The organism is Streptococcus sp. 1621, from assembly GCF_013276615.1.
GTDB lineage: Bacteria > Bacillota > Bacilli > Lactobacillales > Streptococcaceae > Streptococcus.
Window position 1 is genome coordinate 45,687 of the sequence record NZ_VMLJ01000028.1, and the last position, 25,348, is coordinate 71,034.

Here is a 25,348-nt window from a genome sequence, read left to right on the forward strand (position 1 = left end):
GGTTTTTACGAATAAAGAAGTATGAAAGTAAATCCAAATTATCTCGGTCGTTTGTTTACGGAGAATGAATTAACAGAAGAGGAGCGTCAGTTGGCGGAGAAACTTCCAGCAATGAGAAAGGAAAAGGGGAAGATTTTCTGTCAACGTTGTAATAGTACTATTCTAGAAGAATGGTATTTGCCCATCGGTGCTTACTATTGTCGAGAGTGCTTGCTGATGAAGCGAGTCAGGAGTGATCAAGCTTTATACTATTTTCCGCAGGAGGATTTTCCGAAGCAAGATATTCTTAAATGGCGTGGTCAATTAACTCCTTTTCAAGAGAAGGTGTCAGAGGGACTGCTTCAAGCAGTAGACAAGCACGAGCCAACCTTAGTACATGCGGTAACAGGGGCTGGAAAGACAGAAATGATTTATCAAGTTGTGGCTAAGGTGATTAATAGGGGTGGTTCAGTATGTTTGGCTAGTCCTCGCATAGATGTTTGTTTGGAGCTATACAAGCGCCTGCAAAAGGATTTTTCTTGCGAGATAGCCCTCCTACATGGAGAATCAAAGCCGTATTTTCGAACACCACTAGTTGTTGCGACGACCCATCAGTTATTGAAATTTTATCAAGCTTTTGATTTGCTGATAGTAGATGAAGTAGATGCTTTTCCTTATGTTGACAATCCCACGCTTTACCACGCTGTCAAGAATAGTGTAAAGGAGAATGGATTGAGAATCTTTTTAACAGCGACTTCGACCGATGAGTTAGATAAAAAGGTCCGTTTAGGAGAACTAAAAAGACTGAGCTTACCGAGACGATTTCATGGAAATCCGTTGATTATTCCAAAATCAATTTGGTTATCGGATTTTAATCGCTACTTAGATAGGAATCGTTTGTCACCAAAGTTAAAGACTTATATTGAGAAACAGAGAAAGACAGCTTATCCGTTACTCATTTTTGCTTCAGAAATTAAGAAAGGGGAGCAGTTAAAAGAAATCTTACAGGAGCAATTTCCAAATGAGAAAATTGGTTTTGTATCTTCTGTAACAGAGGATAGATTAGAGCAGGTACAAGCATTTCGAGATGGAGAACTGACAATACTTATCAGTACGACGATCTTGGAGCGTGGAGTTACCTTCCCTTGTGTGGATGTTTTCGTAGTAGAGGCTAATCATCGTCTGTTTACTAAGTCAAGCTTGATTCAGATTGGTGGACGAGTTGGACGAAGCATGGATAGACCGACAGGAGATTTGCTTTTCTTCCATGATGGGTTAAATGCTTCAATCAAGAAGGCGATTAAGGAAATTCAGATGATGAATAAGGAGGCTGGTCTATGAAGTGCTTGTTATGTGGGCAGATTATGAAGACTGTTTTAACTTTTAGTAGTCTATTACTTCTGAGGAATGATGATTCTTGTCTTTGTTCAGACTGTGATTTTACTTTTGAAAGAATTGGGGAAGAGAATTGTCCAAATTGTATGAAAACAGGTTTGTCAACAAAATGTCAAGATTGTCAACTTTGGTGTAAAGAAGGAGTTGAAGTCAGTCATAGAGCGATTTTTACTTACAATCAAGCTATGAAGGATTTTTTCAGTCGGTATAAGTTTGATGGAGACTTCCTGTTAAGAAAAGTTTTCGCTTCATTTTTAAGTGCGGAGTTAAAAAAGTACAAAGAGTATAGATTTGTCGTAATTCCCCTAAGCCCTGAAAGATTGCTTGACAGAGGATTTAATCAGGTTGAGGGCTTGGTAGAGGCAGCAGGTTTTTCGTATCTGGATTTACTAGGGAAAAGAGAAGAGAGAGCCAGTTCTTCTAAAAATCGTTCAGAGCGCTTGGGGACAGAACTTCCTTTCTTTATTAAAAGTGGAGTCACTATTCCTAAAAAAATCCTACTTATAGATGATATCTATACTACAGGAGCAACTATAAATCGTGTTAAGAGAATGTTGGAAGAAGCTGATGCTAAGGATGTAAAAACATTTTCCCTTGTAAGATGAGGAAAAAATTTGCAAAAATAGAATGAAAGCGTTATAATAAAATCATAAAAACAAAAATGTTTAGAAAGAAGGTACTCATATGATTAAATATAGTATCCGTGGTGAAAACCTAGAAGTAACAGAAGCAATTCGTGATTATGTAGTTTCTAAACTCGAAAAGATCGAAAAGTACTTTCAGCCAGAACAAGAGTTGGATGCCCGAATTAACTTAAAAGTTTATCGTGAAAAAACGGCTAAAGTGGAAGTAACGATTCCGCTTGGATCTATTACTCTCCGCGCAGAAGATGTGTCTCAAGATATGTATGGTTCAATTGACCTTGTAACTGATAAAATTGAACGTCAGATTCGTAAAAATAAAACAAAAATCGAGCGTAAAAATAAAAATAAGGTAGCAACTAGTCAATTATTTACAGATGCTTTGGTGGAAGATTCAAATGTTGTCCAGTCTAAAGTTGTTCGTTCAAAACAAATTGATTTAAAACCAATGGATTTGGAAGAAGCTATTCTACAGATGGATTTGTTGGGACATGATTTCTTTATCTATGTGGATGTTGAAGATCAAACAACTAATGTGATTTATCGTCGTGAGGATGGCGAAATTGGTTTGTTAGAAGTTAAAGAATCTTAAGAAAAATGAAATATAAAAAGTGGTTTACTTTCGGGTAAATCACTTTTTATATTTCAAGAAAGAGGGAGTTTGTGTAGCTAATTGAAATTAGAGTTGAACGTATTAGGTGTTAAAATATTGCTAGTAACTGGATTGAATTTCCTAGTCAATTTGTTTAGATTTTATTTCACTATATAAAGCGATTATGTCTAGTTTAAGTATTTTTTATCTATTTTGTCTTTTGTAATACAAGTAGCTATGAGGAGTAATAGATATCTAAATAATTACTGAGACATTAGAGGGTATGTAGATTGTAGAATGGAAGTTTGGAAGAAAACAGTTATTGATTATATAAGAGAGATGGCTTGTCTCTATGGATAAATTTTCAAAAAGTAAGTGGAAGAACTATCTATAAATTCAACTTATAGCTCTATTCATTTTTATTAAGTAGACAAAATACTGGTTGAAGCGATAGAATGGACTTGTCAACAAATAGCGAGCAATAAAATGTAAGCGTTCTTAAAATAAAAGAAGGAGTCATAACTATGGCAACAAAACAAGAAATTTTACGTGAACTATATCCTGAGGATCTCTTTCATTACGCTGATGGTTTAACATTAGGGGAAGCTGAAGTACTACAAGAAACTCGTCGTTTGATTGAAAAACATCTACGTCCAGTTATCAACGAATACTGGGAAAAACCTGATTTCCCATTTGAGGAATTTTACGCTGTCGCTAAGGGTGCTCAAATCATGAACAATCCAAAATTGTTTGAAGGGCGTGAAGGAAGTTATAAACCATCTGAATTGTATATTACCTTTTTATATCTAGAACTAGCTCGCTTCGATGCTTCAATCGCAACTTTCTATACAGTTCATGGAGGACTTTGCTATAACACTATTTTATTGGGTGGGGATGAAAGACAACAGAAAGAATTTCTTCCTAAGTTGGCTTCATTTGACTGGCAAGGATGTTTTGCCTTAACAGAACCGCTTTCTGGATCTGATATTGCTGGTGGTCTATCAACAACTGCTGAGCGTGTTGGAGATAAGTGGATTTTGAACGGAGAAAAGCGTTGGGTTGGTGGCTCAGATACAGCAGATGTTGTTCCTGTATTTGCTCGTGATGTGGCAGACGGTAAGGTGAAATGTTTTATTGTCCGTAAAGGTGCTCCTGGCTACCATGCAGAGCCTATTCCACATAAGATTGCACTGCGTTGTATCCGCAATGGTCATATTACAATGAAGAATGTAGAAGTTCCAGACTCAGATCGTTTGGTTAACATCAATGGATTTGGAGATGTAGCACGTATTTTAACATTTACTCGTGCCGATGTAGCGCACATTGCTATGGGAGTAACATGTGGTTCATATGTGGCAGCTCTTAAATATGCAAAAGACCGTCAACAGTTTAAACGTCCGATTGCCAAATTCCAAATTGTTCAAGAAAAATTAGCTAGAATGCAAGCCAATGCTGTAGCAGCTCTTGCATATTCAACTCGTATTGCTGAAATGCAGGAAGAGGGTAATGAGTTGATGCTCAATTCTGCTCTAGCGAAAATGCATAACTCTTTAGTAATGCGTGAAACAGTAGCTCTTGCGCGTGAAACATGTGGTGGTAATGGTATTACTTTGGAAACAGATGTGGCACGATTCTTTGCAGATGCGGAATCAATCTATACTTATGAAGGTTCGCACGAAGTCAATGCTTTGATTGTAGGTCGTGAAATTACTGGATTGGGTGCATTTGTTTAATAGAACTAGGACGATTGAAGGGTTTATTTTCAATCGTCCTTGCTTCATAACGTGATTTACTTAGAATAAAAAGGAGAAAAAATGATCTCAAATGTAATGATAATTGGCTCTGGTCAGATGGGAAGTGGTATTGCTCAAGTATTTGCTCAAGCTGGATTTACGGTTTATTTGAATGATATTAAAGAAGAATTTGTTCAACGAGGATTGAATAACATAACAAAACAGTTGGAACGTTCGGTTGAAAAAGGACGTCTATCTGCAGATGAGAAAGACAAAGTGGTTGCCAATTTAATTCCTTCTACTTCATACGAAGACGCGAAAAATGTACAATTGGTTATCGAGGCTGCGACTGAAAATCGTGATATTAAACTCAGTATATTTAAACAATTGGACGAAATCACAGATTCTAAAACAATTCTAGCATCAAATACTTCCTCTCTATCTATCACAGATATTGCAGCCGCAACTAAGAACCAAGAACGTGTGATTGGAATGCACTTTTTTAATCCTGCTCCAGTGATGAAATTAGTTGAAGTGATTAAAGCTTTGCAGACTTCGGATGAAGTAGTGGCAGAAATCCGTGAACTTACAAAGAAAATTGGAAAAACTCCTGTTGATGTTAAAGATTCTTATGGATTTGTAGTAAACCGTGTATTGATTCCTATGATCAATGAAGCTATTTATATCTTAGGAGAAGGAGTTGCTAGTGCTGAAGAAATAGATGAGGCAATGAAACTAGGTGCGAATCATCCTATTGGTCCCTTAGCTTTGGCCGATTTGATTGGATTGGATGTTTGCCTTGCAATTATGGGTGTTTTGAACCAAGGATTTGGTGATCAAAAATACCGTCCTGCTCCTCTTTTGAAGAAAATGGTAGAGGCTGGAAAATTGGGACGTAAGTCAAAAGAAGGGTTCTTTACTTACTAGAAAAAATGGAGGTAGTCATGAAAGATGTAGTTATTGTATCGGCGGTACGTACTCCTTTGGGTTCCTTTGGAGGAAGCTTGAAGAATATTTCAGCTGTCGAATTGGGCTCTTTGGTAATTAAGAGTGTTTTGGAAAAAGCGAATATTAAATCAGAGCAGGTAGATGAAGTGATCATGGGGAATGTCCTAGGCGCAGGTTTAGGTCAAAACGTGGCTCGCCAAATGAGTATTCATGCAGGACTCCCTGAATTTACACCAGCTTTTACTATCAATAAGGTTTGTGGTTCAGGTTTGAAGGCAGTACAATTGGCTGCTCAAGCTATTCAGTGTGGGGATGCTGATATTATCGTAGCTGGTGGGGCAGAAAATATGAGTCAAGCTCCATACGTATTGCCAAACTTCCGCTGGGGAGGACGCATGGGAGACTCTAACGTTGTTGATACCATGATTAAAGATGGGTTGTCTGATGCCTTCAACGAATATCATATGGGGATTACAGCTGAGAATGTGGCTGAAGAATATGGTATTAGCAGAGATGATCAAGATGCTCTTGCTTTAGAATCACAAAAAAGAGCAGTGGCAGCTATAGAATCTGGACGCTTTAAAGAAGAAATTGTTCCAGTGGTCATTCCGCAACGTAAAGGAGATCCGGTTGTCTTTGATACAGACGAATTTCCTAGAAAAGATGCCAGCTTGGAAAGCTTGTCTAAGTTACGTCCTGTTTTCAAAAAAGACGGTTCTGTTACGGCGGGGAATGCTTCTGGTATCAATGATGGAGCAGCAGCTGTCTTGGTCATGAGTGCTGACAAAGCTGAAGAATTAGGACTTCCAGTGATTGCTCGCATTCGTTCTTATGCAAGCGCAGGTTTGGATCCTAAGATTATGGGATGTGGACCGATTTATGCGACACGCAAGGCTCTTGAAAAAGGCAATTTGACAGTTGATGATCTTGACTTGATTGAGTCAAATGAAGCTTTTGCCGCCCAGGCTTGTGCGGTTGGTAAAACGCTTGGTTTCAATACAGATATTGTCAATGTTAACGGTGGTGCTATTGCTCTTGGTCATCCAATCGGGGCTTCAGGTTGTCGTATCCTAGTGACTCTTGTACATGAGATGATGAAGCGCGATGCCAAAACTGGATTAGCGACTCTATGTATTGGAGGCGGTATGGGCACAGCTCTTATCGTTGAACGCTAATGAACTATTTATGTCGTGTGTCTTTCTTTTAATATACCATTATTAAATAGAGTTTTATTTGGAAACTGATAATTCTTATACCTTATCACGCATGCTCTTCATGATGCTGCGTGATAAGGTATTTTTGATAGTGTAAGTTAGTAGCAGTCATGGAACATAGATTAAATTAAGATCTAAGTCTGCTGGATAAGAATTGTAGTAGAGCTGTTAGGAAAAGGCGTTTAAGAAGTAACTTCTATATTAAAGTGAAACAAGAATTTAACAATTTAATTTTTGAATTCAAATCAATTTATAATAGTTTAGAAACGATATTGCACTAGTCCAGATTCACTTCGCTATATATTTTCCTAGACTTAAGGTAGTTGATATTGTTGAAATGAACTATTTTTTAATGGTCATATATGTATTTATATGATTGCTATCGTTCATTTGATGGGGATTATTTGAAGCAAAATTAAACTATAAGCTGTACTTATAGGATTATAAACTAAGATTAAGTAGACGGATTGATTTAAATGAGTTATCATAAAAATGTAAGCTCTTACATTTGGTATCGGTATTTGTTGACACTGTACTCTGTACTCAAAAAAAATTAAGTAGGAGCAGAATAATGAGTAAAACAGTTTTATTAGAGCAGAAGAATGGGATTGGTTACCTTACAATAAATCGTCCAGCAGCTTTGAATGCTTTAAGTTCAGAAGTTTTGACTGACTTAAATCATGTTTTAGACGAAATTGAAGCAAGTGATGATATTCGTGTTGTGATTGTAACTGGACAAGGTGAAAAAGCATTTGTTGCAGGAGCGGATATCAAAGAGATGGATCAAATGTCTCCTATCCAAGCACATGATTATATGACCTATGCTAATGATACGTTTACCCGTCTATCTGAACTAACGCAACCAACTATTGCAGTTCTAAACGGTTATGCTTTAGGAGGTGGTTTGGAATTAGCTCTATCAACAGATATTCGTATTGGTTACGAAAAGACCACTGTAGGATTTCCAGAGGTAGGCCTAGGTATTATTCCAGGATTTGCTGGAACACAAAGAATGTCTCGCTTAATTGGTACCAGCAAGACAAAAGAACTAATTTTTACTGCTAGAATGGTTAAAGGTCAAGAAGCCTATGAATTAGGCATCTTGAATAAATTGGTGGCAGCCGAGGAATTGTTGACAGCAGCTGAGGAATTGGCAGTCTCTATTATGAAAAACGCTCCTTTGGCAGTTGAAAAAGCCAAGCATATTATTCAAGTTGGATCAGAACTCCCACTGAAAAATGCGATTCGATTAGAAACAGAAGCTGAAGCTCTCCTCTTCTCAACAGAAGATAAGGTAGAAGGAATGCGCGCTTTTGTTGAGAAACGCAAAGCTGAGTTTCAGCGTAAATAGAAAGAGGAGATAGAAGATGCAAGTTGTAACATTATCGGATGCAATTTCCTTGATTCACTCAGGAGATAAAGTAGGAATTTCAGGTTTTCTTGGAGTAGGGGAACCACTTGAATTGATTGAAGAATTGGTTTCTCAAAACCAGCAAGATTTGACATTGGTATCAGTCGTAACATCTCAACCTGGTAAGGAAGTCGGTGTGGGGCGTCTTTGTGAAAATCACCAAGTTAAAAAATACATTGCAGCTCACGTAGGAACGTCTGCAGCAGCTCAACACGAGTATTTCAGTGGAAATATGGAAGTTGAATTTACTCCAATGGGAACTGTTGTTGAACGATTACATGCAGCTGGAGCTGGTCTAGGAGCAGTATTGACACCAACAGGTGTAGGTACTATTTTGGAAAAAGATCAGGAGAAGGTTACTCGCAATGGAAAAGAATATTTAATTTATGATCCATTGAAGATTGATGTAGCTTTGATTAAGGCTACGAAGGCAGACAAGTATGGGAACTTATACTTGGACGGTACGACAAAAAATATTTCACTTCAGCTAGCTTTGGCAGCTAATACAGTCATTGTAGAAACTAATGAGTTGTTAGAAGTGGGAGAAATTGATCCTAATGATATTTACATCCCAGGTATCCTTGTCGATTATGTTGTTCAGGGATTGTCTCCAGAAGAGCATCATAAAATGATGGGTGATTTGTGGACAGAGACTAAGAAACTTGCGGGGGTAAACTAAAATGAAGGCAAAAGAAATTATTGCAAGACGTGTGGCGCTTGAGTTTAAAGATGGGGATGTTGTGAATCTGGGATTTGGTATTCCAAATGCATCTGCCGATTATATCCCTGAGGGAGTTAATGTCATTCTTCAAGCAGAAAATGGAGCTCTTCGTTTTGGGGAAACCCCTACCAAAGATGGATACAATGCAAACTTGGCAAATTCGGGAGGTGCCCCAATCACCTTGTTGCCAGGAGCCGCCTTGTTTGATTTGCAAACATCTTTTGCGATTATTCGTGGAGGTCATGTGGATGCTACAGTATTAGGTGCACTTGAAGTGAGCCAAGACGGTAGTATCGCAAACTGGATTATTCCAGGTAAGTTTGCCCCAGGTATGGGTGGTGCTATGGACTTACTTGTTGGAGCAAAACGTGTTATTGGTGCGATTCAACATACGACAGGGGATGGTCAATCAAAATTGTTGAAAGAGTGTACCCTTCCTTTGTCAGCTAAAGGAGTATTGGATTTGATTATTACTGATTTAGCTGTTTTTGGAATCCAAGATGGTAAATTCTTATTGAAGGAATTAGCTCCTGGTGTGACTTTAGAGGAAGTCCTTGAAAAGACAGACGGAGATGTTATTGTTTCAGATGATTTGAAAATCATGCCTATTTGATAATGAGCAATCGGTAGGAAGATATTTTTTTCATAGTGTGGTATGATATATATTGATAACTTTTGTAAGCGATTTATAAATGAGAGTGCAATAGTTATCTAACAGACTATACCTAATGAAAAGAGGTTGAAAGATTTCTAAATTATATGATTTGCTATAAGATTTAATTATTGGGTAGCTTGTATAAATAACGGAGATAGAACTGAGCTTGTGTTAGTTTAGAGTTTCCTGTTTGCGTATAAGTTTGGTGAAAAAGATAGTATCTATAGTAGCGAAGGAAAGAGAGGTGATTGGCCAGTGGATATTATTCAAATGAATTATTTTATCAATATTATAGAATGTGGATGTAATCTTTCCATTGCTGCGAAAAAAATCCACATCAGTCAGTCTGCCTTAAGTCAGTTTGTAACAAATTTTGAAGCGACTGAAGGGGTTCAGTTATTTCATAGAAAAAATGGGAGATTAGAAAGTCTCACTGGAGCTGGAAGAAAGATTTATCGGTTTGCTACTGAGATTGTGAATCGTCATGAAGAAATGCTTTCCATGATTCATAGTGAAGCGCAAAAACAAAAAGGGACAATAAACCTTGGAATTCCATCCTTGATTTTACGTGTGTATTTTGCTAGTTTGCTTCCACAATTTTTCAAAAATAACCCTCATATCCATATACAAGTGACAGAAGGAGGGGGAAAAGAAATTCGTCAAAAAATGACGGAAGGAGATTTGAGCCTAGCATTTTTGATTGAGCCTACTTTGTTGGATACAAAGAAGTTTGATCAGCATATTATCCAACTGGATGAGTATGTTGCTTATATGGATAAAAATCATCCACTTTCAGATAAAGGATTGCTGGAATGGTCAGATATATCTGACTATGAGATAGCAACCTTTAATAAGTCCTTTACTACTTATGATTTGGTTACTGAAAAATTCGCTTCACAGGGAATTTCTCCTAAATTTGCTTATCTTTCCTCTACATGGGACTTTTTGGTTGAGTCAACTTACCAAACGGACTTAATCGCGATTTTACCTAAACCGATTAGCCATCTAGTAGATAGTAGTCGCTTTAAAGCAGTGACTTTTAAAGATTCGATTCCATTTAATATTTGGTTTTGTAGACCATATAAACCTTCCTATAGTGAGGTTGAATCATATGTTTACGAAGAGCTATTGAGGGATTATTACCAACCTGTTGCTGATAATTAAATTGAGGTGAAGATGATGATTGATAATAATGCCTTGGAGCATGAACTGGATGCAGAGTTACGGAATTTACTTTTACCCTATTTGAGGAACAGGGAGGATGAAAATCAATTTCCGAAAGAGTTACTCTCTAAATTTATTGATAAATATAATATTTTTTCCTCTTGTGTAGATAGTCAGCTTGATGGGTCGACTGTACCTTTTCTAACTCTTATTCGTCTGATTGCAAAGTATTTTCCAGCATTTTCTACAATTTTATTGACTCAAGCTTACTATGGAATCTACCCTTTTATGCGTTTTGGAACCATAGACCAGCAGTCTCACTATCTTGAATCATTAGTAAAAGGTGAGAGATTAGTAGGCTTGGGATTCTCTGAAGGAAAATCCATGGAAAGTTTGTCAGTAATTGAAACTACTGCTGCGAAAACAGCTACTGGTTGGCGTTTATCAGGTGAAAAATCAATTGTGTCTAATTGTCGATTTGCTGATATTTTATTGATACTTGCGAAGATAGAAGCAGATGGGGGAAAAGATTCTTTTGGTTTTTTCATAGTCGATACAAGAGATCCAGGTGTTGTTATTGGTGATGACATTAGCAAACCAGGTCTAAAGGGGTTACCCATCAGTTCTGTTGCCTTTGACAATGTGCTTCTGACGCAAGACAGATTATTGGGTTTGAGCTTATCAGGTGCTGAACAATTGAATGATATTCTTCAAAAATTACAGCTTGGTCTTAGTGCAGTCTCCCTCGGAGTTGCTGAAGGTGCATTTGAAAAAGGATTGTCTTTTGTGAAAGTTAAACGTGGGTTTGGCAAGCGTTTACTAGATGCAACTGTTTATCAGTATCAGTTTGCAGACTTGTATACAAAATTGTGTTCAGCAAAAGCGTATTTTAATTCGTATCAAGATAACATGAGAGATGCACTTTTGTTTGTATGTCAGATTAAACTTTATACAACAAAAGTTGCCTTGGAGATTTCTGAGGATATTATTCGGTTGATGAGCCCTCTGCATACTGTGGAAGATATTCCCATTGACCGGTATTTAAAAGATGCTAAAACGCTTGAAATGTATGGTAAATCAGGAGATTCGATTCGCAAGCGAATTGCCTGTCAGTGGCTAAAGGAGTAAAGAATGACAAATCTCACACTACAGGAATACCAGTTCCATGATATGAAGTTGACTTGGCTACGTGGTGCAGATAAATTAACTGATGCAGGAACACTTTTTGGCCCTGTTCCTAAAGTTGTATGGTCGCGCTATTATCCAACCAATGAGGATAATATGATGGCTGAGCTAACAGATCCAATTTTGATTCAATATAAGGAGAAAAATTACCTTATTGATACTAGTTTTGATACAGCTAAATTATCAGAAAAACAAAGACGAAATTTAGGTATTTTATCAGAGAGCAGGGTTGAGGAGAGTTTGGAACTCTTAGGATTGACTACTAGTCAGATTGATGTTGTTCTCATGACTCATATGCATCATGATCATTCAGGTGGTTTGACCTATAGGGATGTCTCTGGAGACTTGGTATCCAAGTATCCCAAAGCAAAAATCATTGTAAACGATGTCGAATGGTATGAAATGCGAAATCCTAATAATCGGACAAAAGGCACTTATCTTAGAGAAAACTGGGAACCAATTGAAAAGCAAGTAACAACTTTTTCAGAATACATTAATGTGATTCCAGAAATTCAAATGATTCGTACGAGTGGTCATAGTAATGGTCATAGTATTATTCTATTGAAACAAGGAAAGGATACGATGATTCATATGGGAGATTTGATGTTGACACATGTTCATCGGAATTCTCTGTGGGTTCCTGCAGTGGATGATTACCCTATGAAATCAATCTTGGCAAAAGAGAAGTGGCTCCGTCAAGCTTTTGAAAATGACTATAAATTTTTCTTTTATCATGATCAATTTTTAGCAGTCGCCCAGTTTGATAAAGAAGGTAAAGAATTTGTAGATTATGTGCCACGCTCTCGACCTCCAATAATTCCTTTTACAGATAGGCAAGATCGCAAACCAATTTTTTTAGGATAGTCGTATATAAGGAGACAAATGATTTCATTTTCTTGTTGACTTGGATCAGGTGGGATGACTACCCATACGCCAACAAGAAGCAACAGAAAATAAAGGAGTATTCACATGTCTATTACAAAACTTTTACAAATTAAATATCCAATTTTTCAAGGAGCTATGGCTCAAATTTCTCATTATCAATTAGCTGCAGCTGTATCAGAAGCTGGGGGATTGGGAATTATTGCCTCCGGTGGGATGACTGGAGAACAGTTACGTGAAGAAATTCGTGAGTTAAGAAAGTTGACAGATAAGCCTTTTGGTGTCAATATTATGTTGATGATGAAGAATATCAAAGATATTGTTACAGTTATTATCGAAGAAAAAGTACCTGTTGTTACAACTGGGGCGGGAACACCAAAACATGTCATGCCTTATTTGAAGGAAGCTGGAATTAAGGTTATTCCAGTTATTGCTAGTGTGAAACATGCTCAAAAAATGCAAGAACTCGGAGTTGATGCTGTTATTGCAGAAGGTTCAGAAGCAGGTGGTCACATCGGAGAAAGTAATACTATGGCTCTTATCCCGCAAATTGTAGATGCTGTTACGATTCCTGTTATCGCAGCAGGAGGAATTGCGGATGGTAGAGGGCTAGCTGCAGCCATTGCTTTAGGAGCAGCAGGTGTACAGATGGGAACTGTTTTTCTAGCTTCAGATGAGTGTCCGATTGCTACAGAGTACAAAGAAGCAGTTTTGGAGGCAAATGACACGGCAACTGCTGTTACTGGACGGATTGCTGGGGCACCAGTTCGTTGCATCCGAAATGCCATGACTGATCATTATATTGAATTAGAGCAAAAAGGAACTAACCGTGAGGAATTAGAGGAAATTACTATCGGATCTCTTTCTAAAGCGGTTTATGAAGGAGATACAGAAAATGGTTCAATGATGAGTGGTCAGATTGCGGGGTTAGTCAAAGAAATCAAACCTTGTAAGTTTATTATAGAGTCTATTGTAAGCCAAGCTCAAGAAAGATTGAAAGGTCTTCAGATAGAAGTTGGAGAATAGTCTCTTTTAGTTAAAGAAACTATCGTTAATGAAGAAAATAGAGGATGACTACTTCTTCCTCTATTTTTTATGTTCAAATCAAGAAGAAATAGAGACTGAATGTATAAACTCACAGCTAAACTGTTAATGCTAATAGCCATAAACTTCTTTAAAAGTCGCTTTTTGAGGGTTATTATGGTATAATGGGTGCCAAGAGGTTTGGAATGAAAAAATTTTATGTAAGTCCAATTTTTCCTATTCTAGTAGGATTGATTGCGTTTGGAGTCTTATCCACTTTCATTATTTTTGTTAATAATAATCTGTTGACGCTTTTAATTTTGTTTCTTTTTGTAGGAGGCTATGTTTTTTTATTTAAGAAACTGAGAGTGCATTATACAAGGAGTGATGTAGAACAGATACAGTATGTAAACCACCAAGCGGAAGAAAGTTTGACATCTCTATTGGAACAGATGCCTGTAGGTGTTATGAAATTGAATTTATCTTCTGGAGAGGTTGAGTGGTTTAATCCCTATGCTGAATTGATTTTGACCAAGGAAGATGGCGATTTTGATTTGGAAGCTGTTCAAACGATTATCAAGGCTTCAGTAGGAAATCCGTCTACTTATGCCAAACTGGGTGAGAAGCGTTATGCTGTTCATATGGATGCTTCTTCCGGTGTTTTGTATTTTGTAGATGTATCCAGGGAGCAAGCCATAACAGATGAGTTAGTAACGAGTCGACCAGTGATTGGAATTGTATCTGTGGATAATTATGATGATTTGGAGGATGCAACTTCTGAGTCAGATATTAGTCAAATCAATAGTTTTGTAGCTAATTTTATATCAGAGTTTTCAGAAAAATACATGATGTTTTCTCGTCGGGTAAGTATGGATCGATTTTATCTATTTACTGACTACACGGTGCTTGAGGGCTTGATGAATGATAAATTTTCTGTTATTGATGCTTTCAGAGAAGAGTCGAAACAGAGACAGTTGCCCTTGACCTTAAGTATGGGATTTTCTTATGGCGATGGAAATCATGATGAAATAGGGAAAGTTGCTTTGCTCAACTTGAACTTGGCTGAAGTACGTGGTGGCGACCAGGTGGTTGTCAAGGAGAATGATGAAACGAAAAATCCAGTCTACTTTGGCGGTGGGTCGGCTGCGTCCATCAAGCGCACTCGTACCCGTACTCGATCAATGATGACAGCCATATCTGATAAGATTCGTAGTGTGGATCAAGTGTTTGTAGTTGGGCATAGAAATTTAGATATGGATGCCTTGGGCTCTGCTGTAGGTATGCAGTTGTTCGCCAGCAATGTGATTGAAAATAGCTATGCTCTTTATGATGAAGAACAAATGTCTCCAGATATTGAACGTGCTGTTTCATTCTTAGAAAAAGAAGGAGTTACGAAGTTGTTGTCTGTTAAGGATGCAATGGGGATGGTGACCAATCGTTCTTTGTTGATTCTTGTAGACCATTCAAAGACAGCCTTAACATTATCAAAAGAATTTTATGATTTGTTTACACAGACCATCGTTATTGACCACCATAGAAGGGATCAGGATTTTCCAGATAATGCAGTCATCACTTATATCGAAAGTGGTGCAAGCAGTGCCAGTGAGTTGGTAACGGAATTGATTCAGTTCCAGAATTCTAAGAAAAATCGTTTGAGTCGTATGCAAGCAAGTGTCTTGATGGCTGGTATGATGCTGGATACTAAAAATTTCACCTCACGAGTGACTAGTCGGACATTTGATGTTGCTAGCTATCTCAGAACGAGAGGAAGTGATAGTATTGCTATCCAAGAAATCGCTGCGACAGATTTTGAAGAATATCGTGAGGTCAATGAACTGATTTTACAGGGGCGTAAATTAGGTTCAGATGTACTAATAGCAGAGGCTAAGGACACGAAATGCTATGATACAGTTGTTATTAGTAAGGCAGCAGATGCCATGTTAGCTATGTCAGGTATTGAAGCGAGTTTTGTTCTTGCGAAAAATACACAAGGATTTATCTCTATCTCAGCTCGAAGTCGTAGTAAACTGAATGTACAACGGATTATGGAAGAGTTAGGCGGTGGAGGTCACTTTAATTTGGCAGCAGCTCAAATTAAGGATTTAACCTTGTCGGAAGCAGGTGAAAAACTGACAGAAATTGTATTAAATGAAATAAAGGAAAAGGAGAAAGAAGAATGAAAGTAATCTTTTTAGCAGATGTTAAAGGAAAAGGTAAAAAAGGCGAAATTAAGGAAGTACCAACAGGGTATGCGCAAAACTTTCTTATCAAAAAGAACCTAGCAAAAGAAGCGACTGCTCAAGCTGTAGGTGAACTTCGTGGTAAACAAAAATCCGAAGAGAAAGCTCACGCTGAGATGATTGCAGAAGCAAAAGCAATTAAAGCCCAACTTGAAGCAGAAGAAACGGTTGTAGAATTTGTTGAAAAAGTTGGTCCAGATGGTCGTACCTTTGGTTCTATTACCAATAAGAAGATTGCAGAAGAATTGCAAAAGCAATTTGGAATTAAGATTGATAAACGTCATATTCAAGTACAAGCTCCGATTCGAGCGGTTGGTTTGATTGATGTGCCAGTGAAAATCTATCAAGATATCACAAGTGTAATCAATCTTCGTGTGAAAGAAGGATAAGTTTACACCTTCTTGACAAGATTGTAAAAGGAAGGGAAGTCTGATGGCAGAAGTAGAAGAGTTACGAGTACAACCTCAAGATATCTTAGCTGAGCAATCTGTTTTGGGGGCTATCTTTATTGATGAGAGTAAACTTGTTTTTGTGCGAGAATATATTGAGTCTCGGGACTTTTTTAAGTATGCCCATCGTTTGATTTTCCAAGCTATGGTTGATTTATCCGATCGTGGCGATGCTATAGATGCAACAACGGTTCGTACCATTCTTGATAATCAAGGTGATTTACAGAATATTGGTGGCTTGTCTTACTTGGTTGAGATTGTCAATTCTGTGCCAACTTCTGCTAATGCGGAGTACTATGCTAAGATTGTTGCAGAAAAAGCAATGCTACGGCGATTAATCTCCAAGTTGACAGAGTCTGTCAATCAAGCTTACGAGGCTTCGCAACCAGCTGATGAAATCATTGCTCAGGCAGAAAAAGGCCTGATTGATGTCAGTGAAAATGCTAATCGAAGTGGATTTAAGAACATTCGAGATGTGTTGAATATCAACTTTGGAAATCTGGAAGCTCGCTCGCAGCAAACGACTGATATTACAGGTATTGCGACAGGCTATCGTGATTTAGATCATATGACGACTGGTCTTCATGAGGAGGAGTTGATTATCTTAGCAGCTCGTCCGGCGGTTGGTAAGACAGCCTTTGCCTTGAATATTGCTCAGAATATTGGGACCAAGTTGGACAAAACGGTTGCTATTTTTTCACTGGAAATGGGTGCGGAAAGTCTAGTGGATCGTATGTTGGCGGCAGAAGGTTTGGTGGAATCCCATTCTATCCGTACGGGGCAATTGACTGATGAGGAATGGCAAAAGTATACCATTGCTCAAGGGAATCTAGCCAACGCGAGTATCTATATCGATGATACGCCAGGGATTCGAATCACGGAAATTCGTTCTCGCTCACGCAAACTTGCTCAAGAAACGGGTAATCTTGGTTTGATTTTGATAGATTACTTGCAGCTTATCACGGGAACTGGGCGAGAAAACCGCCAACAAGAAGTTTCAGAAATTTCACGTCAGTTGAAAATCCTAGCAAAAGAACTGAAAGTTCCAGTAATTGCTCTAAGTCAGCTTTCTCGTGGTGTAGAACAACGTCAGGATAAAAGACCAGTCTTGTCTGATATTCGTGAATCTGGGTCTATTGAGCAAGATGCTGATATCGTAGCTTTTCTCTATCGTGACGATTACTATGAGCGTGGTGGTGAAGAAGAGGACGGTATCCCAAATAATAAGGTGGAAGTTATTATCGAGAAAAACCGTAGTGGAGCTCGTGGAACAGTGGAATTGATTTTCCAAAAAGAATACAATAAATTTTCAAGTATCTCAAAAAGGGAGGCATAAAATGACAGATGCATTTACAGATGTAGCTAAGATGAAAAAAATCAAAGAGGAAATCAAGGCACATGAGGGTCATGTAATTGAAATGACCTTGGAAAATGGGCGTAAGCGTCAAAAAAATAGATTGGGTAAGTTAATTGAAGTTTATCCATCCCTATTTATTGTGGAATTTGGGAATGTGGAAGGAGATAAACAGGCTAATGTTTACGTTGAATCCTTTACTTACTCAGATATCCTTACAGAAAAAAATCTAATTCATTATCTGGACTAAAGTGAGAAATTTTCTCACTTTTTCTTTTTTCTCCGAATAGTTTAAGTGAAGGTAATCTTCGATTTATATTATTTTCAAGGAGGAAGAATGAAAATTTTACCGTTTAAAGTAACAGAGACAAGGTTTTCTTTCAGAAAATCAGCTAAAAAGGTTGTTCCTTTTTTAGTAGTAGGATTGATGTTAGCAGCGAGTGATAGTGTATATGCCTATTCTGGAGGAAATGGATCGATTGCGCGTGGAGATGATTATCCTGTTTATTATAAAAATGGGAGCCAGGAGATTGATCAGTGGCGCATGTATTCTCGTCAGTGTACTTCTTTTGCAGCCTTTCGTTTGAGTAATGTCAATGGTTTTGAGATTCCAAGGGCTTATGGAAATGCGAATGAATGGGGCTATCGTGCTTGTCGTGAAGGTTATCGTGTCGATAATAGACCAGCGATTGGCTCTATTGCTTGGTCTACTGCAGGAACTTATGGGCATGTTGCCTGGGTGTCAAATGTAATGGGAGATCAGATTGAGATCGAGGAATATAACTATGGTTATACAGAAGCCTATAATAAACGAATTATAAAAGCAAATACGATGACAGGATTTATTCATTTTAAAGATTTAGCTGGTGGCAGTGTTGGGAATAGTCAAACCTCAGTTTCAACAGGAGGAACACATTATTTCAAGTCTAAGTCTGCTATCAAAAATCAGCCACTAGCTAGCGCAACTGCGATTGATTACTATTATCCTGGGGAGAAGGTTCATTATGATCAAATTCTCGAAAAAGATGGATACAAGTGGTTGAGTTATACAGCTTATAACGGAAGTCGTCGTTATATCCAGCTAGAGGGAGTGACTTCTTCACAAAATTATCAGAACCAATCAGGGAATAGCTCTAATTATAGCTCAAATAATGGATCGACTGTCGGTTGGAAGAAAATAAATGGTAGTTGGTATCATTTTAAATCAAATGGGTCTAAATCAACGGGATGGTTGAAAGATGGTTCTAGCTGGTATTATTTGAAATCATCTGGTGAAATGCAGACAGGCTGGTTAAAGGAAAATGGCTCGTGGTATTATCTGGATAGTTCAGGGGCAATGAAAACAGGCTGGTATCAAGTTTCTGGTAAGTGGTATTATTCTTACTCTTCAGGTGTCTTAGCTGTTAATACGGCGGTGGATGGCTACAGAGTAAACAGTGATGGAGAACGAGTATAGAAAATTGGAGTAGGAAATGTTTCCTGCTCTTTTCTGTAAGCAGTTTCCTTGACATTTTTCTTAATTTGCGCTATCATATATACATATAATATATGGGAGTCTGTGTACAGTCTGAGAGGAAGTGTTAAACTTCGACCGCACCTGATCTGGGTAATGCCAGCGGAGGGAACGATACTTAGTCTATTCTTGACCTTTTCCATATATGGTAAAGGTTTTTCTTTTTGTCAAAGGAAAACGAGAAGAGGAGGTTTTTATGAAAGCAAGCATCGCCTTGCAAGTTTTACCCCTAGCACAGGGGATTGATCGGATTGCTGTTATCGATCAAGTCATTGCTTATCTACAAGCTCAAGAAGTGACCATAGTGGTGACACCATTTGAAACGGTCTTGGAAGGGGAGTTTGATGAGCTCATGCGCATTCTCAAAGAAGCGCTGGAAGTGGCAGGGCAGGAGGCAGATAATGTCTTTGCCAATGTCAAAATAAATGTAGGAGAGATTTTAAGTATTGATGAGAAACTTGAAAAGTATACTGAGACGACACATTAGTCTATTGGGCTTTCTGGGGGTCTTGTCAATCTGGCAGTTAGCAGGTTTTCTTAAACTTCTCCCCAAGTTTATCCTGCCGACACCTTTTGAAATTCTTCAGGCCTTTGTTCGTGATAGAGAATTTCTCTGGTACCATAGCTGGGCGACCTTGAGAGTGGCTTTGCTAGGTCTAATTTTGGGAGTCTTGATTGCCTGTCTCATGGCTGTGCTCATGGACAGTTTGACTTGGCTCAATGACTTGATTTACCCTATGATGGTGGTCGTTCAGACCATTCCGACCATTGCTATAGCTCCTATCTTGGTCTTGTGGCTAGGTTATGGGATTCTGCCCAAGATTGTCTTGATTATTTTGACGACAACTTTTCCTATCATCGTTAGTATTTTGGACGGTTTTAGGCATTGTGACAAGGATATGTTGACCTTGTTTAGTCTGATGCGGGCCAAGCCTTGGCAAATCCTGTGGCATTTTAAAATTCCAGTCAGTCTGCCTTACTTTTATGCAGGTCTGAGGGTCAGTGTCTCCTATGCCTTTATCACAACCGTGGTATCTGAGTGGTTGGGAGGATTTGAAGGACTAGGTGTCTACATGATTCAGTCCAAGAAACTGTTTCAGTATGATACCATGTTTGCTATTATTATTCTGGTATCGATTATCAGTCTTCTGGGTATGAAGTTGGTCGATATTAGTGAAAAATATGTTATTAAATGGAAACGTTCGTAGAATAAGAATGTTTCTGAAAAAGAAAAGAGGAAATCAAAATGAAGAAAACATGGAAAGTGTTTTTAACGCTTGTAACAGCTCTTGTAGCTGTTGTGCTTGTGGCCTGTGGTCAAGGAACTGCTTCTAAGGACAACAAAGAAGCAGAACTTAAGAAGGTTGACTTTATCCTAGACTGGACACCAAATACCAACCACACAGGGCTTTATGTTGCCAAGGAAAAAGGTTATTTCAAAGAAGCTGGAGTGGATGTTGATTTGAAATTGCCACCAGAAGAAAGTTCTTCTGACTTGGTTATCAACGGAAAGGCACCATTTGCAGTTTATTTCCAAGACTACATGGCTAAAAAATTGGAAAAAGGGGCAGGAATTACTGCCGTTGCAGCTATCGTAGAACACAATACATCTGGAATTATCTCTCGAAAATCTGATAATGTAGCTAGTCCAAAGGACTTGGTTGGTAAGAAATACGGAACTTGGAATGACCCAACTGAACTTGCTATGTTGAAAACCTTGGTAGAATCACAAGGCGGAGATTTTGAGAAGGTCGAAAAAGTACCAAACAACGACTCAAACTCGATCACACCGATTGCCAATGGCGTCTTTGATGCTGCTTGGATCTACTATGGATGGGATGGTATCCTTGCCAAATCTCAAGGTGTAGATGCTAATTTCATGTACTTGAAAGACTACGTTAAAGAATTTGACTACTACTCACCAGTTATCATCGCAAACAACGACTATCTGAAAGATAATAAAGAAGAAGCTCGTAAAGTCATCCAAGCCATCAAAAAAGGCTACCAATACGCTATGGAGCATCCAGAAGAAGCTGCAGATATTCTCATCAAGAATGCTCCTGAGCTCAAAGAAAAACGTGACTTTGTCATCGAATCTCAAAAATACTTGTCAAAAGAATACGCAAGCGACAAGGAAAAATGGGGTCAATTTGATGCAGCTCGCTGGAATGCCTTCTACAAATGGGATAAAGAAAATGGTATCCTCAAAGAAGACTTGACAGACAAAGGCTTCACCAACGAATTTGTGAAATAATGACAGAAATAAGACTAGAACACGTCAGTTATGCCTATGGTCAGGAGAGGATTTTAGAGGATATCAACCTACAGGTAACTTCAGGTGAAGTGGTTTCCATTCTAGGTCCAAGTGGTGTAGGGAAGACCACCCTCTTTAACCTAATCGCTGGGATTTTAGAAGTTCAGTCAGGGAGAATTGTCCTTGATGGTGAAGAAAATCCCAAGGGGCGCGTGAGTTATATGTTGCAAAAGGATTTGCTCTTGGAGCATAAGACGGTGCTTGGTAATATTATTCTGCCCCTCTTGATTCAAAAGGTGGATAAGGCGGAAGCCATTGCCCGCGCAGATGAAATTCTTGCGACCTTCCAGTTGACAGCTGTAAGAGATAAATACCCTCATGAACTTAGTGGTGGGATGCGCCAGCGTGTAGCCTTACTCCGAACCTACCTTTTCGGGCACAAGCTCTTTCTCTTAGATGAGGCCTTTAGCGCCTTGGATGAGATGACCAAGATGGAACTCCACGCTTGGTACCTTGAGATTCACAAGCAGTTGCAGCTGACGACCCTGATTATCACGCATAGTATCGAGGAGGCCCTCAGTCTCAGCGACCGCATCTATATCTTGAAAAATCGCCCTGGGCAGATTGTTTCAGAAATTAAACTAGATTGGTCTGAAGATGAGGACAAGGAAGTCCAAAAGATTGCCTACAAACGTCAAATCTTGGCAGAATTAGGCTTAGATAAGTAGAAAAATAGGGAGTTGGTGAAGATTATCCTTTACCAACGCCCTTTTTCTTTTAAAAATAAGAAAATTTCGGTATAATAGTCAAAGATAGTCAAGGTTTAAAGAGAGAGGTGGGTTTGTAATGAGATTTAAAAATACATCGGATCATATTGAGGCCTACATCAAGGCGATTTTAGATCAATCTGGTATTGTGGAGTTGCAACGGAGTCAGTTGGCTGATACCTTTCAGGTTGTCCCTAGTCAGATTAACTATGTGATCAAGACACGCTTTACCGAAAGTAGAGGCTACTTGGTTGAAAGTAAGCGTGGTGGCGGAGGCTATATTCGTATAGGACGGATTGAGTTTTCTAGTCATCATGAAATGCTCAGGGAGCTGCTTTACTCAATTGGTGAGCAGGTCAGTCAAGAAATTTATGAGGATATTCTACAGCTTTTGGTTGAGCAGGAATTGATGACCAAGCAGGAGATGAATTTGCTAGTATCAGTAGCTTTGGATCGTGTTCTAGGAGAAGAAGCTCCAGTTGTTCGAGCAAACATGCTACGACAGGTCATACAAGAGGTAGATAGAAAAGGGAAGTAAGATGAACTATTCAAAAGCATTGAATGAATGTATCGAAAGTGCCTACATGGTTGCTGGCCATTTTGGAGCTCATTATCTAGAGTCTTGGCACTTGTTGATTGCCATGTCCAATCACAGTTATAGTGTGGCAGGGGCGACTTTAAATGATTATCCATATGAGATGGACCGTTTAGAAGAGGTCGCTTTGGAACTGACTGAAACGGACTATAGCCAGGATGAAACCTTTACGGAATTGCCGTTCTCCCATCGCTTGCAGGTCCTTTTTGATGAAGCAGAGTATGTAGCGTCAGTGGTCCATGCTAAGGTGCTAGGGACAGAGCACGTCCTCTATGCGATTTTGCATGATGGCAATGCCTTGGCGACTCGTATCTTGGAGAGGGCTGGTTTTTCTTATGAAGACAAGAAAGATCAGGTCAAGATTGCTGCCCTTCGTCGAAATTTAGAAGAACGTGCAGGCTGGACTCGTGAAGACCTCAAGGCTCTACGCCAACGCCATCGTACAGTAGCTGACAAGCAAAATTCTATGGCCAATATGATGGGCATGCCGCAGACTCCGAGTGGTGGTCTCGAGGACTATACGCATGATTTGACAGAGCAAGCGCGTTCTGGCAAGTTAGAACCAGTCATCGGTCGGGATAAGGAAATCTCGCGTATGATTCAAATCTTGAGTCGAAAGACCAAGAATAATCCTGTCTTGGTTGGGGATGCTGGTGTCGGGAAGACAGCTCTAGCGCTTGGTCTTGCCCAGCGTATTGCTAGTGGGGATGTGCCTGTGGAAATGGCTAAGATGAGCGTGTTAGAGCTGGATTTGATGAATGTCGTTGCAGGGACACGTTTCCGTGGTGACTTTGAAGAGCGCATGAACAATATCATCAAGGATATTGAAGAAGATGGGCAAGTAATCCTCTTTATCGACGAACTCCACACCATCATGGGTTCTGGGAGCGGGATTGATTCGACCCTGGATGCGGCTAATATCTTGAAGCCAGCCTTGGCGCGTGGAACTTTGAGAACTGTTGGTGCGACTACTCAGGAAGAATATCAAAAACATATCGAAAAAGATGCGGCCCTTTCTCGTCGTTTCGCTAAAGTAACGATTGAAGAGCCAAGTGTAGCAGACAGCATGACCATTTTGCAAGGCTTGAAGGCGACTTATGAGAAACATCACCGTGTGCAAATCACAGATGAAGCGGTTGAAACAGCGGTTAAGATGGCTCATCGTTACTTGACTAGTCGTCACTTGCCAGACTCTGCTATCGATCTCTTGGATGAGGCAGCAGCAACAGTGCAAAATAAGGCAAAGCATGTAAAAGCAGACGATTCAGGTTTGAGTCCAGCTGACAAGGCCTTGATGGATGGTAAGTGGAAACAGGCAGCTCAGCTAATTGCAAAAGAAGAGGAAGTGCTTGTTTACAAAGACTTGGTGACAGAGTCTGATATTTTGACCACCTTGAGTCGCTTGTCAGGTATTCCAGTCCAAAAACTGACTCAGACTGATGCTAAGAAATACCTGAATCTGGAAGCTGAACTACACAAACGTGTCATTGGTCAAGATCAAGCTGTTTCAAGCATTAGCCGTGCCATTCGCCGCAACCAGTCAGGGATTCGCAGTCACAAGCGTCCGATTGGCTCCTTTATGTTCCTAGGGCCTACGGGTGTCGGAAAAACTGAATTAGCCAAGGCTTTGGCAGAAGTTCTTTTTGACGACGAATCAGCCCTTATTCGATTTGATATGAGTGAATATATGGAGAAATTCGCAGCCAGCCGTCTCAACGGAGCTCCTCCGGGTTATGTGGGTTATGAAGAAGGTGGGGAGTTGACCGAGAAGGTTCGCAACAAACCCTATTCCGTTCTCCTTTTTGACGAGGTAGAGAAGGCCCACCCAGATATCTTTAATGTTCTCTTGCAGGTCTTGGATGACGGTGTCTTGACCGATAGCAAGGGCCGCAAGGTTGACTTTTCAAATACCATTATTATCATGACGTCAAACCTTGGTGCGACAGCCCTTCGTGATGACAAGACTGTCGGATTTGGGGCTAAGGACATTCGTTTTGACCAGGAGAATATGGAGAAACGCATGTTCGAAGAGCTGAAAAAGGCTTATAGACCGGAATTCATCAACCGCATTGATGAAAAGGTGGTCTTCCATAGCCTGTCTAGCGACCATATGCAGGAAGTGGTGAAGATTATGGTTAAACCTTTAGTGGCAAGTTTGGCTGAAAAAGGCATTGATTTGAAATTACAAGCTTCAGCACTGAAATTGTTGGCAAATCAAGGATATGACCCAGAGATGGGAGCTCGTCCACTTCGCAGAATCCTGCAAACAGAAGTGGAGGACAAGTTGGCAGAACTTCTTCTCAAGGGAGAATTAGAGGCAGGTAGCACACTTAAGATTGGTGTTAAAGCAGGCCGGTTAAAATTTGATATTGCATAAAAGAATAAAAGTATCAGCGACCATAACTCATAGTGGAGTGATACTTAATGAAAATCAAAGAGCAAATTAGGAAGCTAGCCGCAGGTTGCTCAAAACACTGTTTTGAGGTTGCAGATAGAGCTGACGTGGTTTGAAGAGATTTTCGAAGAGTATGAAACTAAAACCTATAGCTTCTAAAGGATCCGTGGTTTTCACTATTCAACCCAAAATTCATATGTTTATTACCCTCCATCGTATTTGTCTTAGAGCGTGTGTA

The 25,348-nt window shown here is 39.2% G+C and carries 24 protein-coding genes and 1 riboswitch; all 24 genes read left to right on the plus strand.

Features of this window, described 5'->3' with window-relative positions; genetic code table 11:
• The first annotated feature begins 21 nt into the window (after positions 1–21).
• Positions 22–1,320 carry a DEAD/DEAH box helicase gene (locus HT697_RS06595; RefSeq protein WP_112444670.1) on the plus strand — a complete coding sequence of 433 codons (1,299 nt, stop codon included), beginning with the start codon at positions 22–24 and terminating at the stop codon, positions 1,318–1,320.
• Entirely contained in the window at positions 1,317–1,979 is a 663-nt protein-coding gene (locus HT697_RS06600) for a ComF family protein (protein WP_173262605.1), read from the plus strand. Before HT697_RS06595 ends, HT697_RS06600 begins: the two co-directional genes overlap by 4 nt.
• A gap of 79 nt (positions 1,980–2,058) precedes the next feature.
• On the plus strand, positions 2,059–2,607 hold the full coding sequence (gene raiA, locus HT697_RS06605; protein WP_050073478.1) for a ribosome-associated translation inhibitor RaiA: 549 nt from the start codon (positions 2,059–2,061) through the stop codon (positions 2,605–2,607).
• Between the two features lie 524 nt (positions 2,608–3,131).
• Positions 3,132–4,340 carry an acyl-CoA dehydrogenase family protein gene (locus tag HT697_RS06610; RefSeq protein WP_050242834.1) on the plus strand — a complete coding sequence of 403 codons (1,209 nt, stop codon included), beginning with the start codon at positions 3,132–3,134 and terminating at the stop codon, positions 4,338–4,340.
• 81 nt (positions 4,341–4,421) lie between these two features.
• Positions 4,422–5,267, plus strand: a complete 846-nt coding sequence (locus tag HT697_RS06615) for a 3-hydroxybutyryl-CoA dehydrogenase (RefSeq protein ID WP_050242833.1) — start codon at positions 4,422–4,424, stop codon at positions 5,265–5,267.
• A 17-nt stretch (positions 5,268–5,284) separates the two neighbouring features.
• Positions 5,285–6,463 (plus strand): acetyl-CoA C-acetyltransferase, encoded by a 1,179-nt coding sequence (locus HT697_RS06620; protein WP_050242832.1) that lies wholly within the window; start codon positions 5,285–5,287, stop codon positions 6,461–6,463.
• Between the two features lie 610 nt (positions 6,464–7,073).
• Positions 7,074–7,853 carry an enoyl-CoA hydratase-related protein gene (locus HT697_RS06625; RefSeq protein WP_050242831.1) on the plus strand — a complete coding sequence of 260 codons (780 nt, stop codon included), beginning with the start codon at positions 7,074–7,076 and terminating at the stop codon, positions 7,851–7,853.
• A gap of 16 nt (positions 7,854–7,869) precedes the next feature.
• On the plus strand, positions 7,870–8,592 hold the full coding sequence (locus HT697_RS06630) for a 3-oxoacid CoA-transferase subunit A (protein ID WP_050242830.1): 723 nt from the start codon (positions 7,870–7,872) through the stop codon (positions 8,590–8,592).
• 1 nt (position 8,593) lies between these two features.
• Positions 8,594–9,247: a 3-oxoacid CoA-transferase subunit B gene (locus HT697_RS06635; protein WP_050242829.1), complete on the plus strand. Its 654-nt coding sequence runs from the start codon at positions 8,594–8,596 to the stop codon at positions 9,245–9,247.
• 297 nt (positions 9,248–9,544) lie between these two features.
• Positions 9,545–10,453: a LysR family transcriptional regulator gene (locus tag HT697_RS06640; protein WP_173262608.1), complete on the plus strand. Its 909-nt coding sequence runs from the start codon at positions 9,545–9,547 to the stop codon at positions 10,451–10,453.
• A gap of 15 nt (positions 10,454–10,468) precedes the next feature.
• Positions 10,469–11,581: an acyl-CoA dehydrogenase family protein gene (locus HT697_RS06645; protein ID WP_173218768.1), complete on the plus strand. Its 1,113-nt coding sequence runs from the start codon at positions 10,469–10,471 to the stop codon at positions 11,579–11,581.
• 3 nt (positions 11,582–11,584) lie between these two features.
• The gene (locus HT697_RS06650; protein ID WP_050242826.1) at positions 11,585–12,502 is read left to right on the plus strand and encodes an MBL fold metallo-hydrolase; all 918 of its coding nucleotides are present in this window, start codon (positions 11,585–11,587) and stop codon (positions 12,500–12,502) included.
• 105 nt (positions 12,503–12,607) lie between these two features.
• A complete protein-coding gene (locus HT697_RS06655; RefSeq protein ID WP_050242825.1) occupies positions 12,608–13,546 on the plus strand; it encodes a DUF561 domain-containing protein in 939 nt (312 codons plus the stop codon).
• A 203-nt stretch (positions 13,547–13,749) separates the two neighbouring features.
• Entirely contained in the window at positions 13,750–15,723 is a 1,974-nt protein-coding gene (locus HT697_RS06660) for a DHH family phosphoesterase (RefSeq protein ID WP_173218770.1), read from the plus strand.
• Positions 15,720–16,172: a 50S ribosomal protein L9 gene (rplI, locus tag HT697_RS06665; protein WP_000864214.1), complete on the plus strand. Its 453-nt coding sequence runs from the start codon at positions 15,720–15,722 to the stop codon at positions 16,170–16,172. Before HT697_RS06660 ends, rplI begins: the two co-directional genes overlap by 4 nt.
• 43 nt (positions 16,173–16,215) lie before the next feature.
• The gene (gene dnaB, locus HT697_RS06670) at positions 16,216–17,568 is read left to right on the plus strand and encodes a replicative DNA helicase (RefSeq protein ID WP_112444677.1); all 1,353 of its coding nucleotides are present in this window, start codon (positions 16,216–16,218) and stop codon (positions 17,566–17,568) included.
• Between the two features lies 1 nt (position 17,569).
• Positions 17,570–17,836 (plus strand): Veg family protein, encoded by a 267-nt coding sequence (locus HT697_RS06675; protein ID WP_000128619.1) that lies wholly within the window; start codon positions 17,570–17,572, stop codon positions 17,834–17,836.
• 87 nt (positions 17,837–17,923) lie between these two features.
• A complete protein-coding gene (gene cbpD, locus HT697_RS06680) occupies positions 17,924–19,042 on the plus strand; it encodes a choline binding-anchored murein hydrolase CbpD (RefSeq protein ID WP_173262611.1) in 1,119 nt (372 codons plus the stop codon).
• Between the two features lie 82 nt (positions 19,043–19,124).
• Positions 19,125–19,227: riboswitch (TPP riboswitch) on the plus strand.
• A gap of 68 nt (positions 19,228–19,295) precedes the next feature.
• Complete coding sequence (locus HT697_RS06685; protein ID WP_049513323.1) at positions 19,296–19,586, plus strand: thiamine-binding protein; 291 nt, start codon at positions 19,296–19,298, stop codon at positions 19,584–19,586.
• Positions 19,549–20,307: an ABC transporter permease gene (locus HT697_RS06690; protein WP_166736901.1), complete on the plus strand. Its 759-nt coding sequence runs from the start codon at positions 19,549–19,551 to the stop codon at positions 20,305–20,307. Before HT697_RS06685 ends, HT697_RS06690 begins: the two co-directional genes overlap by 38 nt.
• Before the next feature lie 38 nt (positions 20,308–20,345).
• Entirely contained in the window at positions 20,346–21,353 is a 1,008-nt protein-coding gene (locus HT697_RS06695; RefSeq protein WP_112444682.1) for an ABC transporter substrate-binding protein, read from the plus strand.
• Positions 21,353–22,081, plus strand: coding sequence for an ABC transporter ATP-binding protein (locus tag HT697_RS06700; RefSeq protein ID WP_000136220.1), 729 nt, complete (start codon positions 21,353–21,355; stop codon positions 22,079–22,081). Before HT697_RS06695 ends, HT697_RS06700 begins: the two co-directional genes overlap by 1 nt.
• A gap of 118 nt (positions 22,082–22,199) precedes the next feature.
• Positions 22,200–22,658, plus strand: coding sequence for a CtsR family transcriptional regulator (locus tag HT697_RS06705; RefSeq protein ID WP_112444684.1), 459 nt, complete (start codon positions 22,200–22,202; stop codon positions 22,656–22,658).
• 1 nt (position 22,659) lies between these two features.
• Positions 22,660–25,092 (plus strand): ATP-dependent Clp protease ATP-binding subunit, encoded by a 2,433-nt coding sequence (locus tag HT697_RS06710; RefSeq protein ID WP_173218772.1) that lies wholly within the window; start codon positions 22,660–22,662, stop codon positions 25,090–25,092.
• The last annotated feature ends 256 nt before the right edge of the window (positions 25,093–25,348 follow it).